15 protein-coding genes are annotated in these 17,007 nt (G+C 68.8%); 10 read left to right on the top strand and 5 right to left on the bottom strand.

Annotation, left to right across the window (positions count from 1 at the left end; genetic code table 11):
* The first annotated feature begins 23 nt into the window (after positions 1-23).
* Complete coding sequence (locus GD1_RS04170) at positions 24-1,328, top strand: aspartate aminotransferase family protein (RefSeq protein WP_059035861.1); 1,305 nt, start codon at positions 24-26, stop codon at positions 1,326-1,328.
* Between the two features lie 40 nt (positions 1,329-1,368).
* Here the strand turns inward: GD1_RS04170 and GD1_RS04175 are convergent, their stop codons facing one another.
* Positions 1,369-1,860: a PPOX class F420-dependent oxidoreductase gene (locus GD1_RS04175; RefSeq protein ID WP_059035863.1), complete on the bottom strand. Its 492-nt coding sequence runs from the start codon at positions 1,858-1,860 to the stop codon at positions 1,369-1,371.
* Between the two features lie 143 nt (positions 1,861-2,003).
* On the opposite strand from GD1_RS04175, the gene GD1_RS04180 reads away from it, so the two are divergent.
* Positions 2,004-4,013, top strand: coding sequence for an OPT family oligopeptide transporter (locus GD1_RS04180; protein WP_059035865.1), 2,010 nt, complete (start codon positions 2,004-2,006; stop codon positions 4,011-4,013).
* Between the two features lie 82 nt (positions 4,014-4,095).
* On the opposite strand, the gene GD1_RS04185 is transcribed toward GD1_RS04180, so the two are convergent.
* A complete protein-coding gene (locus GD1_RS04185; protein ID WP_059035867.1) occupies positions 4,096-4,656 on the bottom strand; it encodes a TetR/AcrR family transcriptional regulator in 561 nt (186 codons plus the stop codon).
* A gap of 105 nt (positions 4,657-4,761) precedes the next feature.
* Between GD1_RS04185 and GD1_RS04190 the strand changes: the two genes are divergently transcribed.
* From GD1_RS04190 to GD1_RS24935, 5 genes are all read left to right on the top strand, one after another.
* Positions 4,762-5,604, top strand: a complete 843-nt coding sequence (locus GD1_RS04190) for an alpha/beta fold hydrolase (protein WP_059035869.1) — start codon at positions 4,762-4,764, stop codon at positions 5,602-5,604.
* A 71-nt stretch (positions 5,605-5,675) separates the two neighbouring features.
* Positions 5,676-6,782 (top strand): phosphotransferase family protein, encoded by a 1,107-nt coding sequence (locus GD1_RS04195; RefSeq protein WP_059035871.1) that lies wholly within the window; start codon positions 5,676-5,678, stop codon positions 6,780-6,782.
* Positions 6,783-7,901: an Rv3169 family protein gene (locus tag GD1_RS04200; RefSeq protein WP_059035873.1), complete on the top strand. Its 1,119-nt coding sequence runs from the start codon at positions 6,783-6,785 to the stop codon at positions 7,899-7,901.
* A 54-nt stretch (positions 7,902-7,955) separates the two neighbouring features.
* On the top strand, positions 7,956-9,668 hold the full coding sequence (locus tag GD1_RS04205) for an FAD-dependent oxidoreductase (protein ID WP_059035875.1): 1,713 nt from the start codon (positions 7,956-7,958) through the stop codon (positions 9,666-9,668).
* A 61-nt stretch (positions 9,669-9,729) separates the two neighbouring features.
* The gene (locus GD1_RS24935; RefSeq protein WP_169798175.1) at positions 9,730-9,888 is read left to right on the top strand and encodes a DUF8730 family Cys-rich protein; all 159 of its coding nucleotides are present in this window, start codon (positions 9,730-9,732) and stop codon (positions 9,886-9,888) included.
* A 42-nt stretch (positions 9,889-9,930) separates the two neighbouring features.
* Here the strand turns inward: GD1_RS24935 and GD1_RS04210 are convergent, their stop codons facing one another.
* Together GD1_RS04210 and GD1_RS04215 are read right to left on the bottom strand one after the other, a co-directional pair.
* Positions 9,931-11,151, bottom strand: coding sequence for an NAD(P)/FAD-dependent oxidoreductase (locus GD1_RS04210; protein WP_059035877.1), 1,221 nt, complete (start codon positions 11,149-11,151; stop codon positions 9,931-9,933).
* Positions 11,152-11,205: 54 nt separating this feature from the next.
* A complete protein-coding gene (locus tag GD1_RS04215; RefSeq protein WP_244882507.1) occupies positions 11,206-12,798 on the bottom strand; it encodes an alpha/beta hydrolase in 1,593 nt (530 codons plus the stop codon).
* 30 nt (positions 12,799-12,828) lie between these two features.
* Here GD1_RS04215 and GD1_RS25350 point away from each other — a divergent pair, with 30 nt between their 5' ends.
* Complete coding sequence (locus tag GD1_RS25350) at positions 12,829-13,530, top strand: CPBP family intramembrane glutamic endopeptidase (protein WP_059035884.1); 702 nt, start codon at positions 12,829-12,831, stop codon at positions 13,528-13,530.
* On the opposite strand, the gene GD1_RS04225 is transcribed toward GD1_RS25350, so the two are convergent.
* Positions 13,520-14,209: a TetR/AcrR family transcriptional regulator gene (locus tag GD1_RS04225; protein WP_059035879.1), complete on the bottom strand. Its 690-nt coding sequence runs from the start codon at positions 14,207-14,209 to the stop codon at positions 13,520-13,522. The genes GD1_RS25350 and GD1_RS04225 overlap by 11 nt on opposite strands.
* A 131-nt stretch (positions 14,210-14,340) precedes the next feature.
* On the opposite strand from GD1_RS04225, the gene GD1_RS04230 reads away from it, so the two are divergent.
* Entirely contained in the window at positions 14,341-15,579 is a 1,239-nt protein-coding gene (locus GD1_RS04230) for an oxygenase MpaB family protein (protein ID WP_053778391.1), read from the top strand.
* 71 nt (positions 15,580-15,650) lie between these two features.
* Positions 15,651-16,946 (top strand): competence/damage-inducible protein A, encoded by a 1,296-nt coding sequence (locus GD1_RS04235; protein WP_217997886.1) that lies wholly within the window; start codon positions 15,651-15,653, stop codon positions 16,944-16,946.
* Positions 16,947-17,007: the final 61 nt, after the last annotated feature.

The raw sequence follows: 17,007 nt of genomic DNA on the forward strand, positions 1-17,007 counted from the left end.
TGTTCGGCCGTACCGTTGTGCGCATGGCCCCCACCGATCCGCAGCCGGTCACCGCCCCCGACCTCACCCGTCATCTGATCCGGTACGGCGGCACCATCTCCCCGGAGCTGATCGGCCGGGCCGAGGGCAGCTTCGTCCACACCGCCGGCGGCCGGCGCATCCTGGACTTCACATCCGGTCAGATGTCGGCGATCCTGGGGCACTCGCACCCGGAGATCGTCGCCACGGTGAGCCATCAGATCGCCACCCTCGACCACCTGTTCAGCGGGATGCTCAGTGCCCCCGTCCTCGATCTCGCCGAGCGGCTCACCGACACCCTCCCCGACCCGCTGGACAAGGTGATCCTGCTGACCACCGGCGCGGAATCCAACGAGGCCGCCATCCGGATGGCGAAACTCGTCACCGGCCGACACGAGATCGTGTCGTTCGCCCGGTCGTGGCACGGGATGACCGCCGCCGCGGCCGCCGCGACCTACAGCGCCGGTCGCGGCGGATACGGTCCGGTCGGGCCGGGGAACTTCGCACTGCCCACCCCGGATGCCTTCCGGCCCGACTTCACCCACCCCGACGGCACCCTCGACTGGCAACGGCAACTGGACTTCGGGTTCTCGCTGATCGACGCCCAGTCCACCGGGTCGCTGGCCGCGTGCATCGTCGAACCGATCCTGTCCTCGGGCGGCGTCATCGACCTCCCGCCCGGCTACCTCGCCGCACTGGCCGACAAATGCCGGGAGCGCGGCATGCTGCTGATCCTCGACGAGGCACAGACGGGCCTGTGCCGCACCGGTTCCTGGTACGCCTTCGAGCGCGACGGCGTGGTCCCCGACATCCTCACCCTGTCCAAGACGCTCGGCGCCGGTCTCCCGCTCGCGGCCACCGTCACGTCGTCGGAGATCGAACGGATCGCCCACGACCGCGGATTCCTGTTCTTCACCACCCACGTCTCCGACCCGCTGCCGGCCGCCGTGGGCAACACCGTCCTCGACGTCCTGCAGCGCGACCGGCTCGACGTCCGCGCCGCCGAGGCCGGTGACCTCCTGCGCGGCGGACTGGCCGACATGGCGCGCCGCCATCGGGTCGTCGGCGACATCCGTGGCCGCGGCCTGCTGCAGGGGCTCGAACTCACCGACACCGACGCCGCCACCTCCGACGAACTCGGTGCCGCGATCACCCGCCGCTGCTACGAGCTCGGTCTGCACATGAACGTCGTGCAACTGCCCGGACTCGGCGGCACCTTCCGGATCGCGCCGCCGCTCACCGCATCCGACGACGAGCTACGCCTGGGTCTGGAGATCCTCGAGCAGGCGATCGCCGAGACGACCGCCTGACCCGGGCCGCCGGACCCGGGGCCGTCGGTTCCCGGAGAGGTCAGCCCTGTGCGTCGCGGGCGTCGAGATCCGCGGCGACCCCGGCCGGGAACCCGCCGGTGGCGATCGGGCCCCACGAGGTCGGGGTGACGCGGATCAGCGACTTGTTCTGCAGTCGCATCGCCGCCCGGTACTCGTCCCAGTCGGAGTGCTCGCCGGCGATCGACCGGAAGTAGTCGACCAGACCGTCCTCGGCATCCGGCATGTCGAGAACCTCGGCGGTGCCGTCGATCTGCACCCACGGGCCGTTCCACTCGTCGGAGACGATGCACACGGTGACCGCGGGACGCCGGCGTGCGTTGGCGGTCTTGGCGCGACCCGGATAGGTCGCGATCACCAGGCGCCCCTGGTCGTCGACGCCCCCGCTGACCGGCGACAACTGCACGCGCCCGTCGGCGCGGGTGGTACCCAACAACATTCGGTGCCGGGGTCGGACGAACTCGAGCAGGGCGGGGAGGCCGACGGTGTCGGTGGTGGCGATGGTTCGGGCCATTGCACCACCGTACGGGCGCACGGCCGCACGCCGCACGAGTGGCGCAGATCTCGATCTCGCACAGCACTGCCGGATGCGTCACCGGCACACCGGCCGACAGGCATAGGGTGTTGTCCGACCCACCGTCGACGCGAAGGACTGACATGTCCGAATCCACCTCGGCCCCGGCCCGGCCGGCCGGTCCCGGTATCCGCGAACTCACGATTCGTGCGATCGTCCTCGGTGGCCTGATCACCCTGGTGTTCACCGCGGCCAATGCCTACATCGGCCTCAAGGTCGGTCTGACCTTCGCCACCGCGATCCCCGCGGCCGTGATCTCGATGGCGGTGCTGCGCGCCTTCTCCGATCACTCGATCGTGGAGAACAACATCGTGCAGACCGTCGCCTCGGCGGCGGGCACGTTGTCAGCGATCATCTTCGTCATCCCCGGCCTGGTGATGATCGGCTGGTGGGTCGGGTTCCCCTACTGGACCACCCTCGCGGTCTGCGCGGTCGGCGGTGTCCTCGGCGTCATGTACTCGATCCCGCTGCGCCGGGCGCTGGTCACCGGATCGGATCTGCCCTATCCCGAGGGGGTGGCCGCGGCCGAGGTCCTCAAGGTCGGTGAGACCAGCGAGGGCGCACAGAGCAACAAAGCCGGGCTGTGGACCATCCTGATCGGCACCGTCGCCTCCGCACTGTTCGCCCTGCTCGCCAAGATGCGCCTGGTCAGTGACTCGTTGTCGGCGGTGTACAAGATCGGCACCGGCGGCAGCATGTTCGGCGCCAGCCTGTCGCTGGCGCTGATCGGTATCGGCCACCTGGTCGGCATCACCGTCGGTATCGCCATGCTCGTCGGCCTGGTCATCTCGTTCGTGGTGCTGCTGCCGATCCGCACCTGGGGCGACTTCACGAACGGCCCCGCCATCGGCGACGTGATCTCGTCGGCGTTCTCCGGCGAGGTGCGCCTGATCGGTGCCGGCGCGATCGCGATCGCCGCGATCTGGACGCTGGTCAAGATCATGGGCCCGATCATCACCGGCATCCGCAACTCGATGACCTCGATGCGCTCCCGTCAGGCCGGCGTCACCGTGGACATCACCGAGCGCGACATCCCGATCACCTACGTCGGCGGCACCGTGCTGGTGCTGATGATCCCGATCGGCTTCATGCTGTGGGACTTCGTGCAGGACACCAGCATCGCCCACTCGTCGGCCGCACTGATCATCACCATGATCGTCTTCGTCATCATCGCGGGCCTGCTGATCGCCGCCGTGTGCGGCTACATGGCCGGCCTGATCGGATCGTCCAACAGCCCCATCTCCGGGGTGGGCATCCTGGTGGTCCTGATCGCGGCGATCCTCGTGAAGCTGGTGTTCGGCAGTTCCGACGACGACCAGACGCTGCCACTGGTCGCCTTCACACTGTTCACCGCGTCCATCGTGTTCGGTATCGCGACGATCTCCAACGACAACCTGCAGGACCTCAAGACCGGCCAGCTGGTCGGTGCCACCCCGTGGAAGCAGCAGGTCGCCCTGATCATCGGCGTGATGTTCGGTGCCGCGATCATCCCGCCGGTCCTCGGACTGATGAGCAATGCCTTCGGGTTCGCCGGTGCCCCGGGTGCCGGCGAGGACGCCCTGGCCGCACCGCAGGCTCGCCTGATGTCGGATCTGGCCACCGGCGTGCTGGGCGGGTCGCTCGACTGGGGCCTGCTGGGCATCGGCGCACTGATCGGTGTCGGCGTGATCATCGTCGACGAGGTGCTGGGCAAGACCAGCAGCCGGCTGCGCCTGCCCCCGCTGGCCGTGGGTATGGGTATGTACCTGCCGATGTCGCTCACCCTGATCATCCCGATCGGCGCCTTCCTCGGTGTGGGCTACAACAAGTGGGCCGAGCGGTCCGGCGGGAACGTCGAGCACAAGAAGCGCATCGGCGTGCTGATGGCCACCGGCCTGATCGTCGGCGAGAGCCTCTTCGGTGTGGTGTTCGCCGGCATCGTCGCGATCAGCGGGCGCGACGACACCCTGAACGTGGTCGGCGAGAGCTTCGACGACTACGCGAAGTGGCTCGGCCTCGCGGTGTTCATCCTGTTCGTCGTCGGCCTGTACCGCTGGGCGCAGCGGATCGCCGACACCGATCCCGAGAGCAAGGACACCCAGGCCAAGGTCTGATCGAGCACGGGTCTGATCGAGCACGGGTCTGGTCGAGCCCCGGCGTGATCTGGCACCGGCCTGATCGGGGGTACGGCCCCGGTCAGCGCAGTGCGGCCTCGATCAGCACCTCGGCGGCGGCGCGGGCATCGCGGGCGGCATCCACGCCGCCGGCGATGGCCGCGGTGGTCTGTGCCCCTTCGGCCAGCAACGACAGCTGCGGTGCCAGACTCGGTGCAGCCCCCAGCTCATCGGCCAGCCGGGCGACGTAGCGCTGGAAATCGGCCTTCTGCTGCCGGACGGCCTCGACGACGGCCGGCATCTGGCCGCCCAGTTCGCCGAACGCGTTGATGAACGCGCACCCGCGGAACTCGTCGTCGGCGAACCAGTCGAGCAGGAAGTCGAAGATCGCGAGCAGCTTCTCGCGCGGCCCGTCGACCCGGGCCGCCGCCGCGTCGATACCCCGAGCCCACTGCCGGCTGCGGTTCGCCAGCACCGCCAGGACCAGGTCTTCCTTGGAGTCGACCACCGAGTAGAGCTTCTTCAGCGACACCCCGGCCTCGTCGCGGACGCGGTCCATCCCCACGCCGCGTACCCCGTAGGCGTTGAACAGCCGGTCGGCTGCCTCCACCACCTGCTCTCGCACGCTGTCAGTCACGCTCATACCTTCTCACCGATCGATACCCTTGCACTGAGAACGATCGTTCTCTACTCTAGCGGACACCGGTGAGAACGCCCGTTCTCGCCGGTCCCGACAAGGAGGACCATCATGGGCTACATCACCGTCGGCACCGAGAACTCGACCGACATCGAGCTGTACTACGAAGACCACGGCACCGGACAGGCCGTCGTCCTGATCCACGGATATCCCCTCGACGGACACAGCTGGGAACTGCAGAGCCGGGCACTGATCGACGCCGGGTACCGCGTCATCACCTACGACCGCCGCGGCTTCGGCCAGTCCAGCAAGGCCGGCATCGGATACGACTACGACACCTTCGCCGCCGACCTGGACACCGTGCTGACGACCCTCGACCTCCGCGACGTCATCCTCGTCGGGTTCTCCATGGGGACAGGCGAACTCGCGCGCTACACCCGCAACCACGGTCACGACAGGGTGGCCCGGTTCGCATTCCTGGCCTCCCTGGAGCCGTTCCTGCTCAAGACCGACGACAACCCGACCGGGGTCGACAAAGAGGTCTTCGACGGCATCCACACCGCCGCCTACACCGACCGCTACGCCTGGTTCACGCAGTTCTACGACAACTTCTACAACCTCGGTGAGAACCTCGGCACCCGGATCTCGCACGAGGTCGTCGACGCCAACCGGAACACCGCGGTCGCGAGCGCGCCGGCCGCCGCCTACAAGGTGGTGCCGACCTGGATCGAGGACTTCCGTCCCGACGTCGCCGCGGTTCGCGACTCCGGCAAGCCGACCCTGATCCTGCACGGCACCGCCGACAACATCCTGCCGATCGACGCCACCGGCCGCCCCTTCCACGAGGCCGTCCCGGCGGCCCGGTACGTGGAGATCGAGGGCGCGCCACACGGCCTGCTGTGGACCCACGCCGAGGAGGTGACCGCCGCCCTGCTCGACTTCGTCCGGAGCTGAGCAAGCGGTCCTGCCAAAACCTCCCGTCCGCAACGCGTCTCGACGTAGCGTGGCCGACGGGAGGTTTTCTCATGCATCTTCAACGCTCCGCACGCGACATCGCCGCCTTCGCCGACACCCTGTCAGACCACCTCGCCGCGGACTCCGGGGTACGGCCCGCCCTGACCGTCGACGCCGGCACCGACGCCAACGGGATGTCATCGGAGACCGTGATGGTCGACGCCACATGGCCTTCCGGCCACCACCCGGAATCCGAGCGCTGGGTGATGCGGATGCAGCCGCGCCCGGAGGACATCCCGGTGTTCGACCACTACCGCCTCGACCACCAGTACGAGGTGATGTCGCTGCTCGCCCGCACCACCGGGGTCCCGATCCCGAGGGTGCACCACCTCAAGACCACCGGCGCGGTACTCGGCTCGCCGTTCTTCCTGATGGAGCGGATCGACGGCCTGATCCCACCCGATGTGATGCCGTACACCTTCGGCACCAACTGGCTCTTCGAAGCCACCCCGGAACAACAACGGAGGGTGCAGGATTCGACGATCGACCGGATCGCCGAGCTGCACTCGATCACCGATGCGCCCACCGTCTTCGGCTTCCTCGACGACGAGATGCCCGCCGGAGGCGACACCTTGCACCGCAGACTCGCCTGGCTGGCCGACTGGTACGAGTCGTCGGCGGCATCCGTCGGGCGTTCGCCGCTGGCCGAGGGCGCACTCGCATGGCTGACGGCCAACCTCCCCGCCGACGCCGCCGCCCGACCACCGGTGCTGTGCTGGGGCGACGCCCGGATCGGCAACGTGATCTACGAGGATTTCACCCCGGTCGCACTGCTCGACTGGGAGATGGCCTGCCTCGGCCCCCGCGAGCTCGATGTCTCGTGGCTGATCTTCGCCCACAACGTCTTCCAGGAACTCGCCGATATGGCGGGCCTCCCGGGGATGCCGGATCTGCTCCGGGAGGACGACGTCCGGGAACGCTATCTCGAGCGCACCGGGGTGGAACTGGCCGACCTGCGCTGGTTCTCGGTGTTCGCCGGCGTCGTCTGGTGCTGCGTGTTCCTGCGGGCCGGTGCACGCCGCGTGCACTTCGGCGAGCAACCACCACCGTCGGACATCGACGTCGAGTTCTTCTATCACCGCAACCTGCTCGCCCGGCTGATCGAAGGCGAGGCCTAGATGCTGTCACCCGCCGACGAGTTCCCGATTCATCAGACACCACAACCCATCTCGTGGCCGGGGACCTCGGACCGGAACTTCTACGACCGCTCCTACTTCAATGCCCACGACCGGACCGGCGAGATCTTCCTGATCACCGGGATCGGCTACTACCCCAATCTCGGCGTCAAGGACGCCTTCGTGCTGATCAACCGCGGTGGCACCACCCACACGGCGGTACACCTGTCCGACGCGATCGACGCCGATCGGCTGAACCAGCGCGTCGGCGCCTACGCCGTCGACGTCGTCGAACCCCTTCGGCGCCTGCACCTCACGCTCGACGACACCCACGGGATCGCCGTCGACCTCACCTTCACCGGACTGTTCGGAGCACACCGGGAACTCCCGCACATCATGCGCACCGGGACGCGGGTCACCCTGGAGGCGCAGCGTTTTGCGCAGGTCGGTTCCTGGTCGGGGTCGATCACGGTGGACGGCACCGAGATCGCCGTCGACCCGGAGGTCTGGATCGGCAGCCGTGACCGCTCCTGGGGTATCCGTCCGGTCGGTGAGCCCGAACCCGCGGGCCGGCCCGCCGATCCGCCGTTCGAGGGCATGTGGTGGAACTACATCCCGATGGCCTTCGACGACTTCCAGCTCGTCCTGATCGTCCAGGAGGAGCCCGACGGATACCGAATCCTCAACGACTGCACGCGAATCTGGCGAGACGGCCGGGTCGAACAGCTCGGCTGGCCACGGATCGTCGTGCACTACCGCTCCGGCACGAGGATTCCCGACGGCGCGACGATCACCGCCACGGATGCGTCGGGGGCGCCGGTCACGCTCGAGGTGAGCTCACTGCTCGCCGCGCCGATCCACGTCGGCGGCGGCTACGGCGGGGATTCGGACTGGACGCACGGTGTCTGGCGCGGTGCGGGTTTCACCGAGCGGCGCACCTACGATCTGGCCGACTCGGCAGTGGCCGGCCGCATCCCGTTCGGGGTGATCGACCACGTCGGCCGTGCGGTGTGCACCGAGGCCGACGGCACGCAGCGGCAGGGATGGGGGCTGTTCGAGCACGGCGCGCTCGGCCGGCACGACCCGTCGGGTCTGGCCGACTGGCTCTCCGTGGCTCCCTGAGATCTGGACCACCCACCCTTGTTGATACCCCCCTGGGTATATACCCTCGGGGGTATGAAACTGATCGTTGTCGGCGGAGTCGCCGGTGGGATGAGCGCAGCGGCGCGCGCACGCCGCCTCGACGAGAACGCCGAGATCATCGTCCTCGAACGGGGCGAGCACGTGTCGTTCGCGAACTGCGGACTCCCCTATTTCGTCGGCGGCGAGATCGCCGCCGAGGCGGATCTGCTCGTCCAGACCCCGGAGTCCCTGCGCAACTCGCTGAATCTCGACGTCCGCACCAACCACGACGTCACCGCCGTCGACGCCGCGGCCAAGGTGGTGCACGTGCAGACCCCGCACGGCACCGCCACCCTGGCCTATGACGCGCTGATTCTCGCGCCCGGCGCCCGCGCCGTCCGTCCACCGATCCCCGGTGTCGACTCCCCGGTCGTGACCACCCTGCGCACCGTCGGCGACGCCGTCGCGCTGCGCGAGCACGTCCTCGGCGGAGCCCGGCGTGCGGTGGTCCTCGGCGCCGGCTTCATCGGCCTCGAGGCCGCCGAGGCCTTGCGTATGCGCGGACTCGAGGTCGACGTCGTCGAGCTCGCCGACCACGTGCTGCCACCCCTGGAAGCCGAGATGGCCTCACTCGTGCGGGATGAACTCGGCCGCCTGGGCATCACCGTCCACGACGGCGTCGCCGCGGTTTCCATCGACAGCGACACCGGTACCGACACCGGCACCGGGCATGCCGCCACCGTCGTGCTGGCCGACGGGTCACGGCTGCCCGCCGACATCGTCGTACTGTCGGTCGGGGTCACCCCCGACACCGCACCGTTCGCCGCGGCCGGGGTCGCCTGCGAACGCGGTGCGATCGTCGTCGACGAGCACGGCGCGACCAGCATTGACGGCATCTGGGCGGTGGGCGACGCGACCGTGTGCACCGACGCGGTCACGGGTCTGCGCCGGCCGGTCGCCCTGGCCGGCCCGGCCAACCGGGCGGGCCGTCTGGTGGCCGACGCCGTCCTGCGCCCCGCGAAGGCCCGCCCGATGCCGGCCCCGGTCGGCACCGCGATCGTGCGGATCGGCGACCTCGCCGCAGCGATGACCGGCGCCAACCGGCGGTCACTCGAGGCCGCGGGGATCGGCTACCAGACCGTCCACCTGCATCCGAACAGTCACGCCGGGTACTTCCCCGGCGCGCAGGCCATCCACCTCCTGATGCACATCCGCGTCACCGACGGTCTGATCCTGGGTGCACAGGCGGTCGGTGCCGACGGCGTGGACAAGCGGATCGACGTGCTGGCCACCGCCATCCGCACCCATCTGACCGCCGCCGACCTGATGGACCTCGATCTCGCCTACGCCCCGCCGTACGGCTCGGCGAAGGACCCGGTCAACCTCGCCGGGATGATCGCCGAGAACGTCGTGGACGGCACCGTCACCGTGTGGCAGGCCGACCGGCTCGCCGAGGTCGCATCGTCGGCCGCGGTGCTCGACGTCCGCTCGGCGCAGGAGTACGCGACCGGGCACGTGCGTGATGCACTCCTGGTGCCGCACACCGAGATCCGCGAACGTCTCGACGAGATCACCGCATTCGCCGCCGGACGCCCGCTCCGGGTGTACTGCGAATCCGGTATGCGCTCCTATCTGGCGACCCGAATCCTCGCAGCCGCGGGCCTCGACGTCGCGCATCTCTCGGGCGGGATGTCGACGCTGCGCGCCCGACTCGGCGACGCCGGCGGACTTCTCGTCGTCCCCGACGCCGAACCCGCCCACGCCTGAACCAGGCGCCACCCGAACCCGGTTCAGGCCCTGAGAAGATCGACAACCGAAGGAGAATCACATGTGTCAGAAGGTCACCTGCGGCAAGTGCGGCAAACCGACGTGGCGCGGCTGCGGCCGGCACGTCGACGAGGTGATGCGCGGCATCCCCACCTCCCAGCGCTGCACCGGACACGAGCGGGAACGCGGGCCGATCGCCCGGTTCTTCGGGCGGAACTGACACCCGACGCCGACGGCCATCCGCTGGTCGAACCCGAACTGCTCAGAACAGGGATGCCAATGGCACCTGCGCATCGGCGAGGCGATCGACGTCGACCGCACTGCCGGATTCGATGAGCTTCTTGATGTCGTCGAGCTGATCCCAGATGTTCACCTGCATCCCGGCGCGCACGTGTCCGGCGGCGTCGACCCAGAACGCGACGAACTCGCGCTTGGCGAGATCGCCCCGCGTGATCACGCGGTCGTCGGCGCCGCCCAGCCCGCTGTACTCCATCCCGAGGTCGTACTGATCGGTGAAGAAATACGGCAGATTGGTGTACTCGGCGTGCTCACCGACGATGTTCGCCGCGGCCACCGCCGGCTGGTTGAGGGCATTGGCCCAGTGCTCGGTCCGCACCCGACGTCCGAGTATAGGATGCGTTGCGTTCGCGATGTCGCCGACCACATAGATCGACGGATCGCTGCTGCGTAGTCCGGCATCCACCAGCACTCCGCCGCCGTCGATGTCGACACCGGCGCTGATCGCGAGATCGAGATCGGGGATCGCACCGGCGGCGACGAGTACCGCATCGGCGTAGACGGTGGTCTCGTCGGCGAACTTCAGGCCCGCGGCCCGGCCGTCGGCGGTCAGGATCTCGGTGACCTGTACCCCGGTCCGCAGGTCGACGTCGTGCGCGCGGTGCAGATTCGCGAAGACCTGTGCCACATCGGGTCCCAGCGCGCGGAGCAACGGCAACGATTCCACCTCGGCGACGGTCACCGCCATGCCGCGTTCGCGGGCCGTGGCGGCCACCTCCAACCCGATCCAGCCACCGCCCACGATCGCCAGCCGCCCGCCATCGGCGATCGCCTCGTCCAGGGCCCGGGCGTCGTCGAGTGTCCGCAGATGGTGCACACCGGCGGCGTCGGCTCCCGGCAGGTCGAGGTGCCGCGACGACGATCCGGTGGCCAGCACCAGCGTGTCGTAAGCGACGGTCGAACCATCCGGCAACACAACCGTTTTCGCTTCCGCGTCGACCCGCTCGACGGGGGTTCCCGGCCGCAGGTCCACGCGGTGGTCGAGGTACCAGTTGGTGTCGTGGACGGTGAACTCGTCCGGCTTCTTCTTACGGGCCAGGAACTCCTTGGACAGTGGCGGCCGCTCATACGGCAGCCGCTCCTCTGCCCCGAACAGGACGACGTTGCCGTCGAAGTCCTTTTCCCGCAGGGCCTCGGCGGTCTTGGCCCCGGCCAGACCGCCGCCGACTATCACCACTGTGGTCATGCTCGTCACACCTCCAGGGGACGGTACGGATCCCACCGTACGCCCCTGGTGCGGTCAGTCACGGTGCAACAGCGGCAACAACTCCTGGGTCTTCTCCGGTGTCCACCCGGGCGGCTGCAGGATGTCGGCCCAGGCATACGGGATCGCCGACAGATAGTGGTGGCCATGACCGTCGGGCACCCCCACCGACACCGCCATGTCCGCCGACACCTGCAGGAAGGTGACGAAGGGAATCCAGCGCACCGCACCGAGGACGTCGCGACCGTGTTCCTCACGCAACCAATCCGGTTGGTTGAGAATCAGTCTCGGCGACCACCATGCGATCGGGTCGGAGGCGTGCTGCAGATACACCACGCGTGTATCCGTCCACGGTGCGTCCGGCCGATCGAGGTCGGACGGGTCGGCGATGAACCGGACCTGACGCCCGTCGTCGTAGACGGGCAGCCACTCCGGCGAGCCGGGATCGCGGGCCGCGGTGGCATCCCCCCACAGGGTGTTGTTGAAGGTGGGGCCGACGAACAGGGCGCCGTCGGTGCGGGCCGCGACCGTGGGCACGGTACCGAATGCGGCCTCGGCGCCGAAGGATCCGAGGCTCTCACCGAACACCACCACCTTGGGGCGTTGTGCCTCCGGCACCTGCTGCACCCGCGCGTCCACGGCCTCGAACAACGCCGACCCCGCCTGACGGGCACGTTCGCTGTCGACCAGGAACGACAGCCAGCTCGGCAGATACGAGTACTGCATCGACACCAGCGCGGTGTCGCCGTTGTACATGTACTCGATGGTGTCGATGGTCGCCTTGTTCAGCCAGCCCGATCCGGTGGTGGCGCCGATCGCGATCACCTTGCGGTCCAGACCGCCCATCCGGACCAGTTCGTCGGCGGCCAGTTGCGCATTGGCGCGCAGGCCGTCACCCGATCCGAGACCCACGAAGGCACGGATCGGTTCCATCGCGGGCGCACCGTTGAAGGCGCTCAGCTGCTCCACGGTGGGGCCGCCGTCGACGGTGATGCGACCCTCACGGCCCAGCGACGACCAGCTGACCAGCGAACCCGGACCACCCGACCGCAGCGTCGACGCCGGCGCGCCCGTGGTGGCCCCCACCTCGTCGTTGGCGGCGGCGAAGCTGGCGTTGAGCCACTGCATCGAGTACTTCGCCACCACGCCGTTGAGGATGAAGACGGTCAGCAGCACCACCACCACGGCACCGGCGATGGCCGAGATCCTGGGTGGTGCAACGGTGTTGAGCTTACGAACCAGCCAGGTGAGCAGCCACGCCCAGCCCTGCCCGATCAGCATGAGCACGGTGAAGACGACGATCGCGACGACGATGATCACCGGGTAGGCCGTCCAGGACAGATGCTCGACACCCATCAGGCTGCGGATCTCGTCCTGCCACACCGAGAACCAGTAGAGCATCACCACCGAGCCCACGACGAAGACGACGGCCAGACCCAGCCAGAACCAGCGGCCGGGACTGGGCCAGCGCCGGTTGCGCGAGACCATGAACCTGGCCAGCCAGGCGAAGAACACCCCGATGCAATAGCCGAGGGCGGCGGCACCACCGCTGACGATGCCCTGGAACAGGGGGCCGCGAGGCAGCAGCGACGGCGTGACCGCAAGCCACAGGAAGACGGTGCCGACCACGAGTCCGGCGCGCCACGATCGGGAGGTGGGATGGGCAGAGCCCGTGATGTCGGCATCGTGGTGGGCACCGTGGCGGCACTGGTCGTGGTGCAGCTGTGTATCTACGTCTTCGGTGTACCCGGTTCGTGGCTGGTACTCGGGGTCGCGGTGGCGGTGACGATCGCCGTCCGGCTGGCCGGCCTGAGCTGGGGCGATCTCGGACTCTCGCGGCACACGCTGGGTCGCGGCATCCGGTGGGCCGTGGTGATCGTGGTGGTCGTGGCGGTGATCGCCGCGGTCGGGGTCGCGCTGCCGTTCACCCGTGAGCTGTTCCGCAACGACGCCTACGCCGACCTGCCGGAGGCACTGTTCGCCGCCGGGGTGCTGATCCCGCTGCAGACGGTGATCGGCGAGGAGTTGCTGTTCCGGGGTGCGCTGCTGGGTGCGCTGCTGCGTGTCTCGTCGACGCGGGGCGCGCTCGGGATCCAGGCCCTGCTGTTCGGGGCATGGCATGTCGGATCGTCGCAGGGACTGACCGCAGGTAACGACGGGCTCCGCGAGATCGTCGGTGACGGTACCTTTGCCTCCCTGGTCGGGGTGCTGCTCGCGGTTGCCGTCACCGCCGCCGCCGGCGCACTGCTGGGATGGTCGCGGCTGCGCAGCGGCAGTCTGCTGGCGCCGATGGCGCTGCACTGGGCGGCCAACGGGATCGGTGCGGTCGCCGCCGCGATGGCGTGGCAGTTCACCGGCTGACCTGCCCCGCCGGTGCGCGTGGTTCGGCCTCGAGCATCGGGACCAGATAGCGGCGTGCGACATCCGCGAGGGCGGCATCGTCGTCGACGTCGACGATGTGGCTCGGGATGGTCAGCAGCGATGTGGAGATCCGGACCATCATCTCCGCGGTCAGTTCGGTGTCGAGGTCGGCGCGGACCGTTCCGGCGCGCTGTTCTCGGCGGAGCTGTTGGGCCACAAAGGAACGCACCACGGCCATGGTCCGGCCGTCGCCGCCGACCACGGCGCCGGCCACCAACGACGGCTCCGCCTCGAGCAGTCCGGCGATCAGCGGATTACGGGAGATCGACCGGTAGGAACTCACGAACCCCAGGACCAGGCGGTCGGCGGCGCTCTCCGCGGGGGCGATGTCGTCGAGGAAGCGTGCGATGTAGGTGCCGAACTCACGCCGCATCACCTCTTCGACGAGGGCGTCCTTGCTCGCGAACTTGCGATAGATCGTGACCCGCGACAGACCCGCCCGTCGGGCCACCTCGTCCATCGACGAGCGTTGGATACCCATGCGGCAGAACTGCTCGTAGGCGGCGTCGAGCAGCCTGGTCCGCGTCGGGTCGTCGGCGGCGCCGTCCTCGGCCGCGGTGGTCACGTCGTCATATGCGCGTTCCAGCAAGGTCTTTGGCGCCGGTGTCGGTGAAGCCATCCATTCCCTCCACAAATCCGTCCCGAACCCATTGTGACCGCGATCACCGTGTGCTACGCCTGATGATACAACGTTACTCACGTTGTTTCATCGCGTCATCGAGTCGGGTGGCGATAGGCGGGAGACGACACATGAATCAGCTCAACCGGGAACACCTCAACAGACGTGCCGTCCTGCGTGCCGGGGGCACGCTCGGCGCCGTCGGTGCCCTGGCATCCATCACACAGGCGACGCCGTGGACGTGGTCACCGGCGCACTCGGTGCCGGGGGTCGGCAGCGGCACCGATCCCCACGCGGTCTGGGACGACGAGGCCGATCAGGTCATCGCGCGCGTCATCGACAGCGGACAGGTCGAATCGGTCAATGCCATCCTCAAGAACTGGCGCACCAACTCCCAGCCCCTGCCGGCCGGGCTGCCGTCGGACCTGCGTGACTTCATCGAGCACGCCCGGCAGCTGCCGGCCTGGACCGATCACGACAAGCTCGCGGCCGCAGTCCGTTTCAACCAGAAACGTGGCACCTACCTCGGCGTGCTGTACGGCTTCGCCAGCGGGATGATGAGCACCGTCATCCCCAAGGAGGCCCGCGCGGTCTACTACTCCAAGGGCGGCTGGGACCTCAAGGACCGCATCTCCAAGACCGCCAAGCTCGGCTATGACATCGGTTCGCTGAACGCCTACCAGCCAGGCGGCGAGATGATCGTGACCTGTGTGAAGACCCGCATGGCCCATGCCGGGGTGCGGCATCTGCTGCCGCGGTCGGCGCACTGGGTGCGGTCGGCGCCGGAGGACGTCCCCATCTCGCAGGCCGACATCATGGTCACCTGGCACAGCCTGCCGACGTCGGTGATGCGCAACCTGCGCAAGTGGAAGGTGCCGATCGCCGCCGACGAGTCCGCCGGGTTCCTGCACTCCTGGCAGATCACCGCACACATGCTGGGTGTCCAGGACCAGTACATCCCCAACTCCTGGGACGCCGCGGATGCGCAGGCGCAGCAGGTCCTCGACCCGATCCTGGCGCCCACCCCGGAGGGCAAGAAGCTCGCCGACATGCTGCTCGACCTGGGCATGAACCTCGACCTCACGCTGCTCTCGCGCGGCGTGCTCGGCGCGTTGACGCGATTCGTCCTGGGCGACAAGATCGCCAACTGGCTCGACATCCCCCGCGAGCCGGTGTGGAGTCCGCTGCTCGAGACCGCGTGGGGCCCCTACGTCGCGATCCGCGAGGGACTGCTCACCGCGGGCATCCCCCGCGAGACCTATTGGCTGTTCGACGAATTCCTCCGCCAGTTCGTCCTGTTCTACATGGCCGAACTACGGATGCCGATCAGTATCCAGATCCCGTACTTCAACAACCCCAACTACAACTGAGGGCCGCGCCCGCACCGATCGGTCACCGTCGGCACACCCCGTCGAGCGTCGTGAACACTATGCTCGGCGGGGTGAATGTACGCGCGGGAATCGTGGTCACCGGAACCGAGGTCCTCAGCGGCCGGATCGCCGATCAGAACGGCCCCTGGGTCTCGCAGCGGCTGCTCGAACTCGGCGTCGACGTCGCCCACATCACCGTCTGCGGCGACCGGCCCGAAGACCTCGCCGCACAGTTGCGGTTCCTCGCCGGTGAGCGGGTCTCGCTGATCGTCACCACCGGCGGGCTCGGCCCCACCGCCGACGATCTCACCGTCGAGACGGTCGCCGACTTCTGTGGTCGGCCACTGCATGTCGATCCGCAACTCGAAGCCCGGATCGGCGAGATCGTCGCGCGCTGGCAACGCGCCCGCGGCACCGGCGGTCTCGACCCGGAGGCCACCCGTGCCGGTACCCGCAAGCAGGCGTTGGTTCCCGAAGGGGCACAGTCGATCCCACCGGTCGGAACCGCTCCGGGTGTGGCCATCCCGGCGGTCGCCGACGCCGATGCGCCGGTGCCCGCGATCCTGATCCTGCCCGGCCCGCCCCGGGAACTGCAGGGCATGTGGGATGGGGCGCTGGCCGCCGATCCGGTCGCCGCCGCCATCGCCGGACGGACCGAGCACCGGCAGGAGACGATCCGAGCGTTCGGCCTCCCCGAATCCGAGCTCGCCGCGACGCTGCGGGCGATCGAGCGGCAGATCCCCGGTTTCGACGATCTCGAGATCACCACCTGCCTGCGTCGCGGTGAGGTGGAGATCGTGACGCGCTTCCCCGCCACCGCCGCCGACTCGTACACCTCACTGGCACAGGCACTCCTGTCCCACCACGACACACAGATCTTCTCCACCGACGGCGCCACCATCGACGATCAGATCGCCGGCCTCCTACAGGGCCGGCTGATCGCCACCGCCGAGTCGTGCACCGGCGGGCTGATCGCCGCACGGCTCACCGATCGCCCGGGTTCCTCGGACTACGTTCTGGGCGGCGCGGTCCCGTATGCCAACAGCGTCAAATCCGGGGTGCTCGACGTCCCGGACACGATGATCGCCGAGTTCGGTGCCGTGAGCGAGCCGGTGGCGGCGGCCATGGCCGAAGGGGCACTGGCCCGTTTCGGTGCCGACACCGCGGTCTCCACCAGCGGTGTCGCCGGACCGGGTGGCGGTTCGCCCGAGAAGCCGGTCGGGACGGTCTGCTTCGGTGTGGCGATCGCCGGCCGGGAAACCCTCACCCGCACCCTGCATCTGCCCGGTGATCGGGCCGCCGTCCGCGAGCGTTCGGTGACCGTGTCGCTGCACCTGCTCGCCCGGGAGCTGCGCCGGCTCGGGTGACCGCGGTCGGTGGTTGCGGACATCCTCGTCTCACCGGGTTTCGACACGGGTCCTCGCCTAT

The organism is Gordonia desulfuricans NBRC 100010, assembly GCF_001485495.1.
Lineage (GTDB): Bacteria > Actinomycetota > Actinomycetes > Mycobacteriales > Mycobacteriaceae > Gordonia > Gordonia desulfuricans.

Bases quoted from the DNA above. Each gene is read 5' to 3' on its own strand.
- GD1_RS04170 (WP_059035861.1), top strand. From the start codon at position 24: ATGGCCCCCACCGATCCGCAGCCGGTCACCGCCCCCGACCTCACCCGT.
- GD1_RS04175 (WP_059035863.1), bottom strand. From the start codon at position 1,860: ATGGCCCGAACCATCGCCACCACCGACACCGTCGGCCTCCCCGCCCTG.
- GD1_RS04180 (WP_059035865.1), top strand. From the start codon at position 2,004: ATGTCCGAATCCACCTCGGCCCCGGCCCGGCCGGCCGGTCCCGGTATC.
- GD1_RS04185 (WP_059035867.1), bottom strand. From the start codon at position 4,656: ATGAGCGTGACTGACAGCGTGCGAGAGCAGGTGGTGGAGGCAGCCGAC.
- GD1_RS04190 (WP_059035869.1), top strand. From the start codon at position 4,762: ATGGGCTACATCACCGTCGGCACCGAGAACTCGACCGACATCGAGCTG.
- GD1_RS04195 (WP_059035871.1), top strand. From the start codon at position 5,676: ATGCATCTTCAACGCTCCGCACGCGACATCGCCGCCTTCGCCGACACC.
- GD1_RS04200 (WP_059035873.1), top strand. From the start codon at position 6,783: ATGCTGTCACCCGCCGACGAGTTCCCGATTCATCAGACACCACAACCC.
- GD1_RS04205 (WP_059035875.1), top strand. From the start codon at position 7,956: ATGAAACTGATCGTTGTCGGCGGAGTCGCCGGTGGGATGAGCGCAGCG.
- GD1_RS24935 (WP_169798175.1), top strand. From the start codon at position 9,730: ATGTGTCAGAAGGTCACCTGCGGCAAGTGCGGCAAACCGACGTGGCGC.
- GD1_RS04210 (WP_059035877.1), bottom strand. From the start codon at position 11,151: ATGACCACAGTGGTGATAGTCGGCGGCGGTCTGGCCGGGGCCAAGACC.
- GD1_RS25350 (WP_059035884.1), top strand. From the start codon at position 12,829: ATGGGCAGAGCCCGTGATGTCGGCATCGTGGTGGGCACCGTGGCGGCA.
- GD1_RS04225 (WP_059035879.1), bottom strand. From the start codon at position 14,209: ATGGCTTCACCGACACCGGCGCCAAAGACCTTGCTGGAACGCGCATAT.
- GD1_RS04230 (WP_053778391.1), top strand. From the start codon at position 14,341: ATGAATCAGCTCAACCGGGAACACCTCAACAGACGTGCCGTCCTGCGT.